14 protein-coding genes and 1 pseudogene are annotated in these 14763 nt (G+C 58.1%); 8 read left to right on the top strand and 7 right to left on the bottom strand.

Features of this window, described 5'->3' with window-relative positions; all coding sequences use genetic code 11:
- Positions 1-153 (top strand): annotated as a pseudogene (locus tag AD949_RS14585) (HNH endonuclease); the annotation flags it as partial.
- A gap of 31 nt (positions 154-184) precedes the next feature.
- Here the strand turns inward: AD949_RS14585 and AD949_RS10945 are convergent.
- Positions 185-451, bottom strand: coding sequence for a hypothetical protein (locus AD949_RS10945; RefSeq protein ID WP_048835590.1), 267 nt, complete (start codon positions 449-451; stop codon positions 185-187).
- Between the two features lie 178 nt (positions 452-629).
- Positions 630-842, bottom strand: a complete 213-nt coding sequence (locus tag AD949_RS10940) for a heavy-metal-associated domain-containing protein (RefSeq protein ID WP_048835401.1) — start codon at positions 840-842, stop codon at positions 630-632.
- A 174-nt stretch (positions 843-1016) separates the two neighbouring features.
- Here AD949_RS10940 and AD949_RS10935 point away from each other — a divergent pair, with 174 nt between their 5' ends.
- Positions 1017-1685, top strand: a complete 669-nt coding sequence (locus AD949_RS10935) for a hypothetical protein (RefSeq protein ID WP_048835402.1) — start codon at positions 1017-1019, stop codon at positions 1683-1685.
- Positions 1686-1793: 108 nt separating this feature from the next.
- Here the strand turns inward: AD949_RS10935 and hpnR are convergent, their stop codons facing one another.
- The gene (gene hpnR, locus AD949_RS10930; RefSeq protein ID WP_048835403.1) at positions 1794-3335 is read right to left on the bottom strand and encodes a hopanoid C-3 methylase HpnR; all 1542 of its coding nucleotides are present in this window, start codon (positions 3333-3335) and stop codon (positions 1794-1796) included.
- Between the two features lie 448 nt (positions 3336-3783).
- Positions 3784-4206 (bottom strand): nucleoside-diphosphate kinase, encoded by a 423-nt coding sequence (gene ndk / locus AD949_RS10925; protein ID WP_048835404.1) that lies wholly within the window; start codon positions 4204-4206, stop codon positions 3784-3786.
- 133 nt (positions 4207-4339) lie between these two features.
- On the opposite strand from ndk, the gene AD949_RS10920 reads away from it, so the two are divergent.
- The 6 genes from AD949_RS10920 (at position 4340) to AD949_RS10895 (ending at position 11051) form a co-directional block, all read left to right on the top strand.
- Positions 4340-6232: an ABC-F family ATP-binding cassette domain-containing protein gene (locus AD949_RS10920; protein WP_048835405.1), complete on the top strand. Its 1893-nt coding sequence runs from the start codon at positions 4340-4342 to the stop codon at positions 6230-6232.
- A gap of 290 nt (positions 6233-6522) precedes the next feature.
- Complete coding sequence (locus AD949_RS10915; RefSeq protein WP_082064639.1) at positions 6523-7686, top strand: AI-2E family transporter; 1164 nt, start codon at positions 6523-6525, stop codon at positions 7684-7686.
- A 72-nt stretch (positions 7687-7758) separates the two neighbouring features.
- Complete coding sequence (locus AD949_RS10910) at positions 7759-8436, top strand: response regulator transcription factor (RefSeq protein WP_048835406.1); 678 nt, start codon at positions 7759-7761, stop codon at positions 8434-8436.
- Positions 8433-9905 (top strand): sensor histidine kinase, encoded by a 1473-nt coding sequence (locus AD949_RS10905; protein WP_048835407.1) that lies wholly within the window; start codon positions 8433-8435, stop codon positions 9903-9905. Before AD949_RS10910 ends, AD949_RS10905 begins: the two co-directional genes overlap by 4 nt.
- 82 nt (positions 9906-9987) lie before the next feature.
- Positions 9988-10338, top strand: a complete 351-nt coding sequence (locus AD949_RS10900; RefSeq protein WP_141325381.1) for a hypothetical protein — start codon at positions 9988-9990, stop codon at positions 10336-10338.
- Entirely contained in the window at positions 10338-11051 is a 714-nt protein-coding gene (locus tag AD949_RS10895; protein ID WP_052944538.1) for an SIMPL domain-containing protein, read from the top strand. The genes AD949_RS10900 and AD949_RS10895 overlap by 1 nt, the downstream gene beginning before the upstream one ends.
- A 133-nt stretch (positions 11052-11184) precedes the next feature.
- Here the strand turns inward: AD949_RS10895 and infC are convergent, their stop codons facing one another.
- From infC to AD949_RS10880, 3 genes are all read right to left on the bottom strand, one after another.
- A complete protein-coding gene (gene infC / locus AD949_RS10890; protein WP_048835409.1) occupies positions 11185-11706 on the bottom strand; it encodes a translation initiation factor IF-3 in 522 nt (173 codons plus the stop codon).
- A gap of 170 nt (positions 11707-11876) precedes the next feature.
- On the bottom strand, positions 11877-13808 hold the full coding sequence (thrS, locus tag AD949_RS10885; RefSeq protein WP_048835410.1) for a threonine--tRNA ligase: 1932 nt from the start codon (positions 13806-13808) through the stop codon (positions 11877-11879).
- Positions 13809-13844: 36 nt separating this feature from the next.
- Entirely contained in the window at positions 13845-14759 is a 915-nt protein-coding gene (locus tag AD949_RS10880; RefSeq protein WP_048835593.1) for a glycosyltransferase family 9 protein, read from the bottom strand.
- Positions 14760-14763: the final 4 nt, after the last annotated feature.

The raw sequence follows: 14763 nt of genomic DNA, 5'->3' as shown, positions 1-14763 counted from the left end.
CACCTGCCACACACCATCAACATGCTCCCCCGCCAGACACCCGCCCGCCCCACTTCCTGGCAGTTGCAGGATAACGGTCGGGCTTTTCCACCCAATTATCTGCACGAAAGCTGGCGGGATTATTTATACTGGGACACCGAACTGGAAAGCTGACCGCCCCAGAACCGGAGAGGTTCCCCCGGCTCTATTTGGTGTAGCTATAACCGTGTTCATCCGCCTGCTTTTGCAGGTCTGGCGCATCTTTGAGGTTCAGCGGCAGCGGGTGCGCGTCTTTCTCACCCAGAATGAAGTTGTGGTTGCTCATGCGCTGGCAGGTATTGGCCGCCAGAGGAAAGCTGAGGAACATCGGGCCTTTCATCTGATTTCTCAGGCAGGACACATCCGTATCCAGAAACGGCTTACGGCCGATTTCAGAAGAACATCCGCCCAGCAGCGTCAGCCCGGTGAGCATAATTCCAAAGCCGACTGTCTTCTTGTTCCGTCTCACAACCACGCTGACCTTTTCCTCGCCATGCTGTATCGGCATCCAAACGCCGGACAGGGCTTTCTACCCTGCCACGCCTTACGGCCCGCGCCTAGTAGAAGCGGTGGCAAATCGCCCCCGTGCGCACCGCATGACAGAGCGCTTTTTACCCAACATCAAACCCCGCGCCGAGAATGGCATTCTGCAAGGAGGACATGCCTGCTCGCGAAGGATCATACTCAATTTTCACCTCACCCGTGGCAAGATTCACATCCGTGCTTTCCACCCCATCCACGGCGGCCAGAGCGCGTTTTATGGCAGACACACACCCGTCACACGTCATGCCTTCTACCATAAAGCTTGTTTCTGTGGTTGCCATTCTCACATTTCTCCCTGTTTAGACCGCACCATCCGGGCGGCGTCGCACCAAGACGATACCCGTAGTTTATACGCCTCCGGCCTTGCTGCAAAACGCCGGGCGGGGGAACGCGGCAGGACCACGCTCTACATCACCCTCTCGGCAGAACAGGGTGAGCAGCGTAAGATAAGCTCCATGCCGGACATGCCCCTCCTTTCTACTGCATCCCCCATCCAGCCTGAGTCTTTCTGGCGGGATACGCCTGTGCATCGGCTGATGCTGACCGCGCTATTGAATGAGTTGGATGCCACTCTTCTCAGCACCTCCAGCGCCACGCGCACGCTGGAGGACTGGAGCAGGCACCATCATCTGGCTCCTGCTCCAACCGTGCGCGCCCTTTGCCAGCACACACCAGCCCGCCCTTGCCCGCCTGCCCTGCGAGACGCTTTACGTCTGCCAGCAGACGCCCCGCCAGACGCTTTACGTTACAGGCATGTCCGGCTGATGTGCGGCTCTCTCACCCTTTCAGACGCAGAAAACTGGTATCTGCCTGACCGCCTGACTGCGGCCATGAACAGGGAGTTGGACACAACAGAAACCCCATTCGGGCGCGTGACGGCACCGCTGGCCTTTACACGCCGCCTTGTGCAGTCAGAACGCTTGTGGTCGCCTCTTCCCGCGGGTTGGTCCGAACAAACCTCACTCCCCATGGGTTCGGGTGAGGCTTTGGTCTTTCCGCCCGTCCTGTTCCGGCATCACGCTGTGCTGTCCCGGCAGGACGGGACGCCTATCAGCGCGGTTATTGAAAGCTATACAGGGGGCGCGTTCCATTTCCCGCCCCCTGCCATGCCGAGTGCCCCGTAAGCCCATTCTCATTCATAAAGACCACGCATAAAGAAAACCCCTGAGCGCACACGTTACAGGTTCAGGCGTCTGCTCTCTGCTCTCTGCTCTCTGCTCTCTGCTCTCTGCTCAGGCATCCTCGCTCATACGGGTCTTATCAACAAACTGCTCTGTCGCATCATCCAGCGCGCGTGTTTTCCGGCCGCCGGGACCATGCACATACAGATCTTTCCGATCCACAGACTCCACCACATCCGGCTGAATGGGCATAAGATACCGTGCTTTACGCATATGGTCGGCCAACTGGAGTTTGGGGTTAAAGACGGAGTTAAACTTCCACAGCATTTTTACAAAGTTTGTCTGCCCCTTCATCAGGAGGCGACCTGCAATGCCTGCGGTGTCCTTTAGGGCTTCCCAGCCCATATGTTTGGTGTTGAGCACCTGCTGGGTTTTGACCAGTTCTTCATAAAACTCTGGCAGCGGCAATTTGGTCGGCAGCACAGCGTGCTGAATATCAAACAGGCGATAGTCCCGCGTTGTCAGGCGGCGCGCTTCCCTATGCCAGATTTCCGTGCCGGGATACGGCGTGGTGACGGAAATATTGACGATTTCCGGAATTTCCAGACACCACTGCCGCACAGCCTCAAACCGACCACGATCCCAGTCCGGGTCAGCAATAATGTTAATGGCCACAATCAGCCCCAGAGACCGCGCATACTCCAGCGCCTCGAAATTCTTGTCCAGCGAGACACGTTTGCGGAACTGCTTCAGCCCTTCCTCATCCACCGCTTCCATACCGATGAAAATATAGGACAGACCGATCTCGCTCCAGACCTTGAATACGTCCTTGTTCCGCAGCAGCACATCCGCTCGGGTTTCCAGATAGTATTCCTTTTTAATGCCCCGTTTTTTAATTTCATTGGCAATGGCCATGCCGTGCTCTTCATGCACAAAGGCCACATCATCCACAATAAAGATGCCGGGTTCTTTGATCTCTTCCAGTTCGTCCGCAATAACCATCGGGCTGGCAGTGCGGTAAGAGCGGCCATAAAATGTCCATGCGGAGCAGAATGTGCAGTCCCACGGGCAACCACGGGCAAATTCGATGGACGCTGCCGGGTCCAGCGTGCCGATAAAATATTTGTTGCGGTGCCGCAGCAGGTCACGCGCCGGGCGGATATCATTAAGAGAGTCCACAAAAACCGGAGGCGGCCCCTCTCCATCCATGGTGACAACACCCGGAACGCTCAGCAGGTCCTTGCCATCCTTTAAGGCGCTTAGCAGCAGGCCGATGGAGGCATCGCCTTCCCCTTTCAGGATGCAGTTTACCGCCCCTTCGGACAGCGCCAGCACGTCCCGCGCAATAAAGGAGACAGAGTGGCCGCCAATAAACTGGAAAATATCGGGATAACGCACCCGCGTGGCGCGGCATAAATCGATAATTTCCGGTACATTGGCCAGATAATTGCCAGAAAAACAGACGACATCCGGCTTAAAGCTTTCCAGCAGCGTCCAGTAATCTTTCTGGGTTTCAACCTGCAAATCAATAATCTGCACGTCATGTCCAGCATCCCGCGCCGCACCGGCCACCAGTTCCAACCCCAGCGGTTCCAGCCGGAGGAAAACTTTTGTGTACATAAGGGCACTGGGGTGAACCGCCAGGACTTTCATGACATTCCTTTCGATACGGGCGGCCACAGACAGGCATGGCCTCTACCGGTTTGTCAGAATTTCTGAAGTCTGGATCATAAGGGATTGGCTTCGTGCAACCTCGGTGCTGACAACCCACCACCCATGCACGGAACAATGATCTAAATAGACCAAAACAGATGAAAACGAACGCACAACCCTTTGTTATAGAATTATTTTTCTGTTTCTACATTTTCATAACAGCCATTTGAGCGGCCTCATTATCACGCGGATAACTTTTATATGCCTTCCGCAGAACGCATCCCAGCACCGGACCAGCGCTGGATAGTGCAGGCCCCATACACATCTGGCCCGCCCAGTTCCCACAACGCTGTAACGCGCTATGAGTTCCGGTACGGGCCAGACTGTTTCATGCCAGCCTGCTTATGCCCTTAAGGCAAAAAGCGGACCGTGTTCATGAAGGACCTTCTCAGGGAAGGATTTCGGTTTCCGCGAAGAAGAAGCGGATTTCATTGGCAGCATTCTCGGCACTGTCGGAACCGTGCACGGAGTTGGCTTCAATGCTTTCAGCAAACTGAGCACGGATGGTGTGTGCTTCAGCTTTCTTCGGGTCCGTCGCACCCATGACGTCGCGGTTCTTGGCAACGGCGCCTTCGCCTTCCAGAACCTGCAGAACCACCGGGCCGGAGATCATGAAGGACACCAGATCGTTATAGAACGGGCGTTCCTTGTGCACGGCGTAGAACGCACCGGCCTGAGCCGGGGTCAGCTGCACGCGCTTCTGCGCTACAATCTTCAGGCCAGCGTCTTCAAACACGGCGTTGATTTTGCCGGTCAGGTTACGACGGGTGGCGTCGGGCTTAATGATGGAAAGAGTACGTTCTGTCGCCATGTGCGGTCTCCTCATTCATAATCGGGCCGCACAATAACGCGGCCTTTCAGCCTGCTCCTCTAGAGCATATTCGCGCGGGCTGGTAGGTACTTCACCAGATCATCATAAGATTCCAGCCAGAACGAGACCCCCGTTGAGCCTTCTTGTCATTTCCGACCTTACTCTCCGCATTGCTGGCCGCACCCTTCTGGACCAGGCGGACCTCTCCATAGAACCGGGCCGCAAGGTCGGGCTTGTGGGGCGGAACGGGGCTGGAAAGTCCACGCTTCTCGCCGCTATTGCGGGCGATATCGCGCCGGATGGCGGGGAGATCCGCCTCTCTTCACGCGCCCGCATGGCCCGCGTGAAGCAGGAAGCTCCGGCGGATGGGGCCTCCCTCCTTGATACTGTTCTGGCCGGTGATACCGAACGCACAGCCCTTCTGGCGGAAGCAGACAGCGCGACGGACCCGGCCCGCATTGCGGAAATTCATGAACGCCTGCGCGCCATTCAGGCCGACAGCGCCCCAGCCCGCGCCGGGTCCGTTCTGGCCGGACTGGGCTTTAGCGCGGACGCCCAGCGCCGCCCGGTGTCTGATTTTTCCGGCGGCTGGCGGATGCGTGTCTCTCTGGCCACAGCCCTGTTTCTGGAACCGGACCTGCTGCTGCTGGATGAACCCACCAACCATCTGGATCTGGAAGCAACCCTCTGGCTGGAAGGCTGGCTGACCCGTTTTGCGGGTGCCGCGCTGATTGTCAGCCATGATCGCGGCCTGCTGGATGCGTGTGTGGACGCCATTGCGCATCTGGACAAAGGCAAGCTCAGCCTGACACCCGGCGGCTATGAAAATTTTGTCCGAATCCGCACGGAGCAGGCTTTGCAGCAGGCCCGCGCGGCGGAGCGAATCGCAGCCCAACGGGCCCATATGCAGTCTTTTGTGGACCGGTTCCGCGCCAAGGCCACCAAGGCCCGGCAGGCGCAGGCCCGCCTGAAGGCGCTGGAAAAACTGCCGGTGATTGAAAGCGTGGTGGAAGATACCCCCACCCGCTTTGCCTTCCCGGAGCCCGAGCAACTGGCCCCGCCCATGTTCACGGCCAATCGCGTCAGCATTGGGTATGGCGCCACGCCAATTCTCTCCAACGTGTCCTTCCGGCTGGACATGGAAGACCGCATTGCGCTGCTGGGCGCGAACGGTAACGGGAAATCGACCCTCGCTAAGCTGATTGCCGGGCGTCTAGCCCCCATGTCCGGTTCGGTAGACCGCAACCCGAAGTTGAAAATCGGCTATTTTGCCCAGCATCAGGCGGAAGAGCTGGTGCTGCACCAGACCCCCATCGACCATATGGAGCGCGCCCTGCCCAAAGCCCTGCCGCCGGTTGTACGGGCGCAACTGGCGCGCTTCGGGCTGGATGCGGACCGGGCGGAAACGCCGGTCAAAGACCTCTCAGGCGGGGAAAAAGCCCGGCTTCTGCTGGCACTCGCCACGCGTGATGCCCCGCAACTGCTCATTCTGGACGAACCCACTAACCATCTAGATTTGGATGCGCGGGATGCGCTGGTCCGTGCCTTGTCCGAGTTTGAAGGGGCGGTGCTGCTCATCAGCCATGACCCGCATCTGGTGGAAATGGTGGCCGATCGGCTGTGGCTGGTCGCGGATGGCAAGGTCACGCCGTTTGAAGGTGACATGGCGGATTACCGCCGCTGGCTGATTGAACAGAACCGCGCCACAAACCGCACAAAACAACAGGACACTTCGGCACAGGCCAGCCGCAAGGATGACCGCCGGGAACGCGCGGAAACGCGCAAGGCGCAGGCCCCTCTCCGCAAGATTATCCGCGATGCGGAGGCCAAACTCGCCAAACTGGCAACAGAGCGGACAAAAATTGAAACCACTCTGGCCGACCCCGCTCTCTATGCGGACGGCAAAGCCAATGAGGTGACACGCCTGAACACGCGCCTTGCCGCCATTGGCAAGGAACAGGCGGAACTGGAAGAACGCTGGCTGGAAGCCGAAGCCGAGATTGAAGACGCCGCAGCGGAGGACTGATACAATCCAGCACCCCAGTATGAGTTATCCGGTATGAGTTATCCGGCATAAGTTAAATGCGCGAGCGCAGGCGCGTGTGTGATTGCTTAAGCCGGACACTTTGCGGCCTTACGGGCAGCCTCACACCTCCTCTCTATTCAGTTGAATGAGAGCAGTCTCAGTCTGACTATTTCATTACAGAACATATAATAATTCATTACAAAACATATAAAGATATATACTGTTTTTTATCACCAAAATCCCGACCAGCCGTTACATAGTCACTCCTTCTTCTGAAAGACCTGCCGTCCATGACCTCTGCCTCTGGTTCCCAGCCCGACTGCGCTACACCAATCCCTGAAGAAGCGGACAAACAAGCAGGCTCCCCGCCTCTGTCCTGCCCCGTTCCGGACACCAACACAGAAGACAGTGCTGGCTGGCTGAGCAGCATTACGCGCATCCTGCGCCTCACTCTCGGGCTAACCGTTATTGCGCTGATGATCTGGCTGCTGGGAGACGTGCTGACCATTCTGTTCGCTGCCACGCTGTTTGCGGTTGTACTGCATGGTCTTTCCAGAATTCTCGTCAAACATCTGCGCCTACCCTACGGCTGGTCTCTCACTGCTGTTGTTATCGCGCTGATTGCCGCCGTCGTGCTGCTGGTCTGGGGCAGCGGCCCCGCCATTGTAAACGAGGCCGCCAAATTGCAGGACGCCCTGCGCCAGCAGGAAGCCTCTCTGCGCGCCACGTTGCAAAACAACCCTACTGGCCAGATGATCCTGAATTATCTGCCCGCCTCTCTCGGGGGCAAGCAGGGCGGGAGCAGCAGTCTGGCCTCACTCGGGTCTCGGATTGCTGGCTCCATGACCGGCATTCTCGGCTCGGCCTTTGGCGCGGCTGGCACCATTGTGGTGATTCTGATTGCCGGACTGTATTTCGCGATGGACCCCGCCCTTTACGCAAACGGTGCCCTCCGGCTTGTGCCCGTGGCCCAGCGCCCAAGAGCGCGGATGCTCATGCTCCGCGCCAGCCAGACCTTGTGGGCATGGGTGGCCGGGCAGTCTCTGGACATGCTGGTGGTGGGTGTCCTCTCCGGCGTGGGTCTCTGGTTTATTGGTGTCCCACTAGCTCTGGCGCTAGGTGTGCTGGCGGGGCTGTGTAACTTCATCCCCTATATCGGCGCGATCATGGGGGCGGTGCCTGCCATGCTGCTGGCGCTGTCTCTTGGCACGCGGGAAACCATTATGGTGGCCGTTCTCTACAGCGTCATCCAGTTCTTTGAAGGCAATGTTCTGGCCCCCGTCATCCAGCGCCACGCCGTGCAGATGCCCCCTGCCATTACCGTGCTTTCTCAGACACTATTTGGCGCCATTCTGGGCTTTCCCGGCTTGATTTTTGCTTCCCCGCTGACAGCGGCCCTGCTGTCTATTTTTGATGGGCTGACCCCGCCACTCTCAGATGACGAACGCGTATAAAAACTCCGTCGTGACAAACCAGTAGGAACACCGTAATATTTTGGTAACCCTCGTGGAGTCTTAGGTTCAGAAATGCGCATTCTTCTTGTTGAAGACGATCAAACAGTTAGAAGTTTCATCGCCAAAGGCCTGTCCGAATCCGGGCATCTGGTAGAACAGGCTGAAAGCGGCAGGGATGGTCTCTCCCTTGCAACCAGCGAGAATTTTGACATTATCATTCTGGACAGAATGCTCCCCGGCGGCGTGGATGGCATCCATATCCTTGAAACGCTCCGGCGGCAGGGCAACGTAACACCCGTCCTGCTGCTGTCTGCTCTGGCAGAGGTGGATGAAAAGGTTGCTGGCCTGAAAGCCGGTGGGGATGACTACGTCACCAAGCCTTTTTCCTTCAGTGAACTTCAGGCGCGACTGGAAGCTCTTGTCCGGCGCAACCGGAACGAGGCCCAACCCCAGACCCGCCTGACGGTGGGCGATCTGGAAATTGACCTGCTCTCTCGCGGCGTGAAACGGGCTGGCCAGAAAATTGACCTCCAGCCACGCGAGTTCAGGCTGCTGGAATTCCTGATACGCCACGCAGGGCAGGTTGTTACCCGCACCATGCTGCTGGAAGGCGTGTGGGATTACCACTTTGACCCGCAGACCAACGTGATTGACGTGCACGTCTCCCGCCTGCGGCAGAAAATCGACAAGCCATTTGGCCGCCCGCTTGTCCATACCATTCGCAACGCAGGCTATATGCTTCAGGAATGACGGCACCAGCGACCACTGTGACGGCAAGCCCGCAGCCCGGCTTTTTACGCCTGCGCTCCGTCAGTTTACGGTTCGCACTGGTTTACGGCACACTTTTTGTCTGCTCCGCTATCCTGTTCCTCTCCTTTATCTGGTGGGGAACGGAGGGGCTGCTGGAACATCGGGTTGAGCGGGCCATTACCACGGACTCACGCACTCTGTACAACATCTGGGCAGAGAGCGGCCCCGCTGGTCTGACCCTGGTTATTGATGACAGGCTGGAACAGGACGTTGATGACAACACCCTGTATCTCCTGATCAACAAAGACCAAAAATGGGTTGCAGGCAATCTCTCGGAATGGCCGCGACAAGTTACCAGCGATCATCACTGGTTCACCCTGCCTGTCCAACGCGCTTATACGCAGGACATGGCTAAGGTGCGGGCCTATTTACTGCCCGATGGTTATCGCCTGTTAATCGGGCGGGATATTAGTGGCCGCACGCTCCTCCGCAAAATGCTGACTGATATGCTCCTGTGGGCCTGTATCATGATCACGCTGCTGGCTGTCGGCGGGGGGTGGCTCGTCCGCCGGTTGTTCCGCCACGTTATTCACACCATCAGCCGCACCACCTTGGCCATTACACATGGAGATATGTCCCGCCGTATGCCGGTGCAGGGCACGGATGATGAACTGGACGAAATCGCCATCACCATCAATGAAATGCTGGATCGGATTAGCCGCCTCATGGATGGCGTCCGTCAGGTTTCCAACGCCATTGCGCATGATCTGCGCACACCCATCACCCGCGCTCGCGCACAACTGGAAGATGCCGCACTCCATGCGACCAATGAGACCGAACTACGCGCCGCCATGGAACAAGCTGCCAGCAATCTGGACAATGTGACATCCATTTGTGAAGCACTGTTACGCATTGCCCAGATTGAATCCGGCGCGCGCCGCTCGGCCTTTGTGCTGTTTGATCTCATCCCGGCTTTACAGGATGTGTGCGAACTCTACGAGGCCGTGGCGGAAGAGCATGGGCTGATTTTTGTGCGACAGTTGCCCGAACATCTGCCTTTTTTTGGAGATCGCGCCATGTTCCAGCAGGCGGTGGCCAACCTGCTGGATAACGCTGTTAAATTCTCCCCCTCCAACGGAGCCGTCACCCTTTCCGCGAAAGTCCTCCCCGCGGCCCGTCGGTCAGACGGCAGCCGGGGCGCGCTGCTGCGCTTATGCGTGGCCGATGTGGGGATCGGGATGAATGAGGCCGATATGGCCCGTGCTTCGGAACGGTTTTTCCGGGCTGAGCAGGCCAGAAACACCCCCGGCTCTGGCCTTGGCCTCTCACTGGTTCAGGCCATTGTGCAGTTGCATGAGGGGCAGTTGCACCTCTCATCCAACAATCCGGGGCTGATCACCTGCATTGAAATCCCGCTTCCGGAAGCGAACGCACTCTTGCTAGCAGACTCAATGCCTAACAATCATTAATACCACCCCGCTTTACATCAATAAATCATTACAAAAATCGTTTTGCCTTGAAAAAGACATTGGCTCCTTAAAATGGTAAAGGATGAGACGATCCCTGCTTCTCGCCCTTATGCTGACATTAGGGAGCATCGCGACAACAGCCATTGCCACGCGGCTTTCAGCACAAGCGGTTCTCCCACCACCACCTCAGGATGAAGGGCGCCGCATTCTGCCTGTCCTCCCGGGTCCTAAGCCTGTGGTTATTACCTCAGACAGTGCCGCCTTTTGCTTTCGGCTTTCCCGTGTCATTGAGAGTTATAATAAAGATACCCTGCCGCGTATGGTCAGCCAGTTGCAGGAAGAAGGTACAGACCTGTGCCGTCAGGGGCTGGTCCGCTCCGGGATCAGTCGTCTGCGCCGCGCCATTATCAGCTTGAAAAGGACATCACCTTAATGCGCCTTTCCCCTCGCCTCACTGTTCTCAGCACTCTGGCCCTTGCTCTGGCCGCCACTGCTCCGGCTCTGGCTGAAAGCAGGCCAGAAGACAGCTACACGCGTCTGGAACTGAACGGCTCGGGCTCCGTGGAGGCCCCGCCCGACCAGTTGATTGCCCGGTTCCGGGCAGAAAGTCGGGAAAAGACTGCTGCGACTGCTCAGCAGGCCGTCAACACACTGGTTCATAAGGCGGTGGAGCAGTCTGCCAAAGCCGCTGGGGTGAAGGCCGCTGTGCTCCAATATTCCGTCTCGGAAAATCAGCCCGATAAAGGGCCTTCATCATGGACAGCCTCGCAGGCTCTCACCTTTACAGCACCTAATGGCACAAACCTGCTGCCACTGACCGGGCAGCTTCAGGGTGAAGGGCTGATGCTGGACGACCTTTCATGGTCACTTTCTCCCGAAAACGAGAAGAAGCTGATGCTGGACGCTGAGCAAAAAGCTGTGGAAGATCTGAAAAAGCAGGCTGAAACTCTGGCCGCCACACTCGGGATGCATGTGGTGCGTTTTGCCAACGTCTCTCTGTCTCACGGTGGGTTTCCGCGCCCTGTCATGATGATGGCTATGCCGGCTCGCGCCGCCATGGCGGACAGCGCGCCGCCGCCCTCCAGCACCGCAGAAACACAAACTGTGCGGGCAAGCGCCAACGCTACCGTGTTGCTGGCTCCGTAAGTTGCTGCTCCCGTAAAGAGAAAGCAACCACCGAAAAACGGCATAAAAAAACGCCTGTGCGGGACATGTCCGCACAGGCGTTTTTAATACTCAGACAGACAGCAGGAGCATGTCCTACGGGCCGGATAACCCCTTAGCGGGGCGCCAGCACCATAATCATCTGCCGGTTTTCAAGGCGCGGCATCTGCTCAACCTTAGCCTGCTCATCCATTTCGGTCCGGATACGCTCCAGAACCTTAATGCCCAGTTCCTGATGCGCCATTTCACGACCACGGAACCGCAGGGTGACTTTGACCTTGTCACCTTCACCCAGAAAGCTTTTCACAGAGCGCATTTTAACCTGATAGTCATTTTCGTCGATATTCGGACGAACCTTGACTTCCTTGATTTCAATAACTTTCTGCTTCTTGCGGGCTTCGTTGCGCTTTTTCTGCTGCTCATACTTGAACTTGCCGTAGTCAAGAATCTTGGCAACGGGCGGTTCTGCGTTCGGGCTGATCTCAAGAAGATCAAGCCCAACACCATAAGCGCGAGCCAGCGCATCGCGGGTCGACATGACACCCGCCATCTCGCCTTCTTCGTCAATCAGACGAACCTGCGGAACGCGTATCTCTTCGTTAACACGTGGTCCCTCGCGGGTGGGCGGCGCGGGAATAGGGGGTCTGGCTATGGTCAGCTCCTGTCATGGATAAAAAAACAAACAGAAGCGCCTCCCGGTGCTTCCGCTTACGCTGTTATTATGTGCGCAATTCTTGGCCGTTTATCAAGCATGCCGGGCCAGAAAACAGACTCATTCCAGCCCTGCCCAAAACAACCAGCCGAGTCTCACGCCTTTTTGCGCAGGTCCGGCGGTGTTGCTTCTTTGGCAATCAGGCTCACAACCTCATCAAACCCAAAGGTTTCCTGATCTTGCCCGCCCAGACGGCGCATGGCCACGGTCCGCTCTTCCGCTTCCCGGCGGCCAACCACCAGAATAATCGGAACGCGGGCCACGCTATGCTCGCGAATCTTGGCGTTGATTTTGTCGTTCCGCGCATCCGCTTCCGCCGCCAGACCTACAGCGCGCAGAGCAGCGGCCACTTCTTCCGCATAGGCCCCGGCATCACTGACGATAGACGCCACAACCACCTGCACAGGAGCCAGCCAGAGCGGGAAGCGGCCAGCATGCTGCTCAATCAGAATTCCAAGGAAACGCTCAAAGGAGCCCAAAATCGCACGATGCAGCATGACCGGGCGGTGGCGTGCGGAGTCCTCGCCAATATAGCTCGCATCGAGTCGTTCCGGCAGCACGAGGTCAACCTGAAGCGTGCCGCACTGCCAGTCACGCCCGATGGCATCCCGCAGCACAAATTCCAGTTTCGGGCCGTAGAACGCGCCCTCACCCGGATTATATTCATAGGTCACGCCAGCGACTTCACATGCTTCCTTCAGCGCGTGCTCGGCTTTGTCCCATGTAGCATCGCTTCCGGCACGCTGTTCAGGCCGGTCCGCAAATTTCACGCGGACATGCTCAAAGCCCAGATCCTTGTAGACCTCATGCAGCATCCGCACGAACTGCACGGTCTCATCCGCAATCTGGTCTTCCGTGCAGAAAATATGCGCATCATCCTGCGTAAAGCCGCGCACGCGCATCAGCCCATGCAGCGCGCCGGACGGTTCATACCGATGGCAGGCCCCGAATTCCGCCATCCGCATCGGCAGTTCACGATAGGAACGCAGGCCGTGGCGGAAAATCTGCACATGGCACGGGCAGTTCATGGGTTTGAGAGCGAGAGTCTTATCCTCGTCCTCCACCGTCGCCACAAACATGTGGTGGCGATATTTGTCCCAGTGGCCAGAGGCTTCCCACAGGCCACGATCCACCAGTTGCGGGGTGCGCACTTCCTGATAGCCGCCACGAGTTTGCGCCCGGCGCATATAGTCCTGAAGGGCGCAATACAGCCGCCAGCCTTTATGGTGCCAGAAAATCTGGCCCACCGCTTCTTCCTGAAAATGGAACAGGTCCATTTCCCGCCCGATGCGGCGATGGTCCCGGCGTTCCGCTTCTTCCAACTGGTGCAGGTGGGCGTCCAGTTCCTTCTGGTCCCGCCATGCGGTGCCGTAAACGCGGGTCAGCATGGGGTTGCGATGGTCACCGCGCCAGTACGCACCTGCGACCTTCATCAGCTTGAACGCCGTGCCAACATCTTTTGTGGTGCGCAGATGCGGGCCACGGCACAGGTCGAGCCACTCGCCCTGCCGGTAGATGGAAATATCCTCACTTTCCGGCAAGTCACGGATCAGTTCGGCCTTGAAGCGCTCCCCCTTTTCTTCAAAAAAGGCAATCGCCTTGTCACGCGGCCAGACTTCCCGCACGAAGGGCTCGGCATTGGCGACGATTTCCTTCATCCGCGCTTCAATGGCGGCGAAGTCCTCCGGCGAGAACGGTTCGTTCCGGTAAAAATCGTAATAGAAGCCGTTTTCAATGGACGGCCCAATGGTCACCTGTGTGCCGGGGTAGAGAGACTGCACAGCTTCGGCCAGCACGTGGGCGGCGTCATGCCGGATCATCTCCAGAGACTCCGGGTCCTTCCGGGTAATGAAGCGGACAGCGGCATCGTCACTGATAGGGCGGCCAATATCCTGCAACGCACCATTGACCTCCATGGCCAGCGCCGCTTTGGCCAGCCCCGGCCCGATGGCTTCGGCAATGGCCGTGCCCGTGACCGGCCCGTCAAAACTGCGAACGGATCCGTCAGGCAAGGTGATGGCAGGCATGGAAGAACTCCAGAGATCAAATGGTTGTAAAGGCTTTTAATGGCGGCAGGAGAGCGCGGCTGCAACCCTGTTGACAGAAAGTGTCGCCAGATCACGCACACAAAGCACACAAACCTGCCTCGGTGCTCGCCCGAGCGGCGCTGTGAGCGCAGGATTACTGTCTGCGGAGAACAACACCACAGAGCGGCAGCCCATAAGGGCCGCGAGATGCATAGGCCCGGTATCATTCCCCACGGCCACTTGCGCCCGCGCGGCCAGACCGGCCAGTTCCGGCAGGGTTGTCCGGCCTGTCAGGTCCAACGCCTGCGGGCAGGCTTGCGTGATAGCTGCGGCCAGCGGCTGCTCGGCCTTACTCCCGACAACCACGGGCCGCAGCCCAAGGTCTTTCATACGCGTTGCCAGTTCCGCATAGCGGCGCACAGGCCAGCGTTTGGCCGGGCGATGCGGCGAGGCACCGGGCACAATCAGCCCATAGGGCCCTTCCAGATGTGGCCCAAGGTCCGCCAGCCAGCGCGTATCCGGCGCAGGCACATCCGCAATCCCCGCGCGCCGCAACTGGTCACGCTGACGGGTGCGGGTATGCATATCATTCCGCCAGAGGTTGGCGTGCGCCAGCGGAGAGCGCCCGACATGCCCGCACCACGTCTTGGGGCGTCCTGCCAGAGCGTAATACCGGGCTGTGCGGCTGGAAGTCTGGAGATCATAAACCCGGTCATATCCGCGCAACGCCTGCCGGAAAGCCAGCAGGGCGGGCAGATTGCCCCATGAGAGCCGAGGGTCACACTCAACCGTATCAAACCATGGAGAAAGACGGGCCAGTTCCACAAACGGGGTGGTCGTCAGTAAGGTGATGTGTGCGTCCGGATGGGCTGTTCGGATGGCCTGAAACGGCCCGAAGCTCTGCACAAAATCCCCAAGCGCTCCCAGCCGGATAACCAGAATACGGCGCAAACCG

The sequence above is a fragment of the Acetobacter orleanensis genome (assembly GCF_001581005.1).
Lineage (GTDB): Bacteria > Pseudomonadota > Alphaproteobacteria > Acetobacterales > Acetobacteraceae > Acetobacter > Acetobacter orleanensis.
The sequence above is the reverse complement of the archived record's forward strand: the minus strand, read 5'-3'. Positions and strand labels throughout refer to the sequence as shown.

Bases quoted from the DNA above. Each gene is read 5' to 3' on its own strand.
- AD949_RS10945 (WP_048835590.1), bottom strand. From the start codon at position 451: ATGCTCACCGGGCTGACGCTGCTGGGCGGATGTTCTTCTGAAATCGGC.
- AD949_RS10940 (WP_048835401.1), bottom strand. From the start codon at position 842: ATGGCAACCACAGAAACAAGCTTTATGGTAGAAGGCATGACGTGTGAC.
- AD949_RS10935 (WP_048835402.1), top strand. From the start codon at position 1,017: ATGCCGGACATGCCCCTCCTTTCTACTGCATCCCCCATCCAGCCTGAG.
- hpnR (WP_048835403.1), bottom strand. From the start codon at position 3,335: ATGAAAGTCCTGGCGGTTCACCCCAGTGCCCTTATGTACACAAAAGTT.
- ndk (WP_048835404.1), bottom strand. From the start codon at position 4,206: ATGGCGACAGAACGTACTCTTTCCATCATTAAGCCCGACGCCACCCGT.
- AD949_RS10915 (WP_082064639.1), top strand. From the start codon at position 6,523: ATGACCTCTGCCTCTGGTTCCCAGCCCGACTGCGCTACACCAATCCCT.
- AD949_RS10910 (WP_048835406.1), top strand. From the start codon at position 7,759: ATGCGCATTCTTCTTGTTGAAGACGATCAAACAGTTAGAAGTTTCATC.
- AD949_RS10905 (WP_048835407.1), top strand. From the start codon at position 8,433: ATGACGGCACCAGCGACCACTGTGACGGCAAGCCCGCAGCCCGGCTTT.
- AD949_RS10900 (WP_141325381.1), top strand. From the start codon at position 9,988: ATGAGACGATCCCTGCTTCTCGCCCTTATGCTGACATTAGGGAGCATC.
- AD949_RS10895 (WP_052944538.1), top strand. From the start codon at position 10,338: ATGCGCCTTTCCCCTCGCCTCACTGTTCTCAGCACTCTGGCCCTTGCT.
- thrS (WP_048835410.1), bottom strand. From the start codon at position 13,808: ATGCCTGCCATCACCTTGCCTGACGGATCCGTTCGCAGTTTTGACGGG.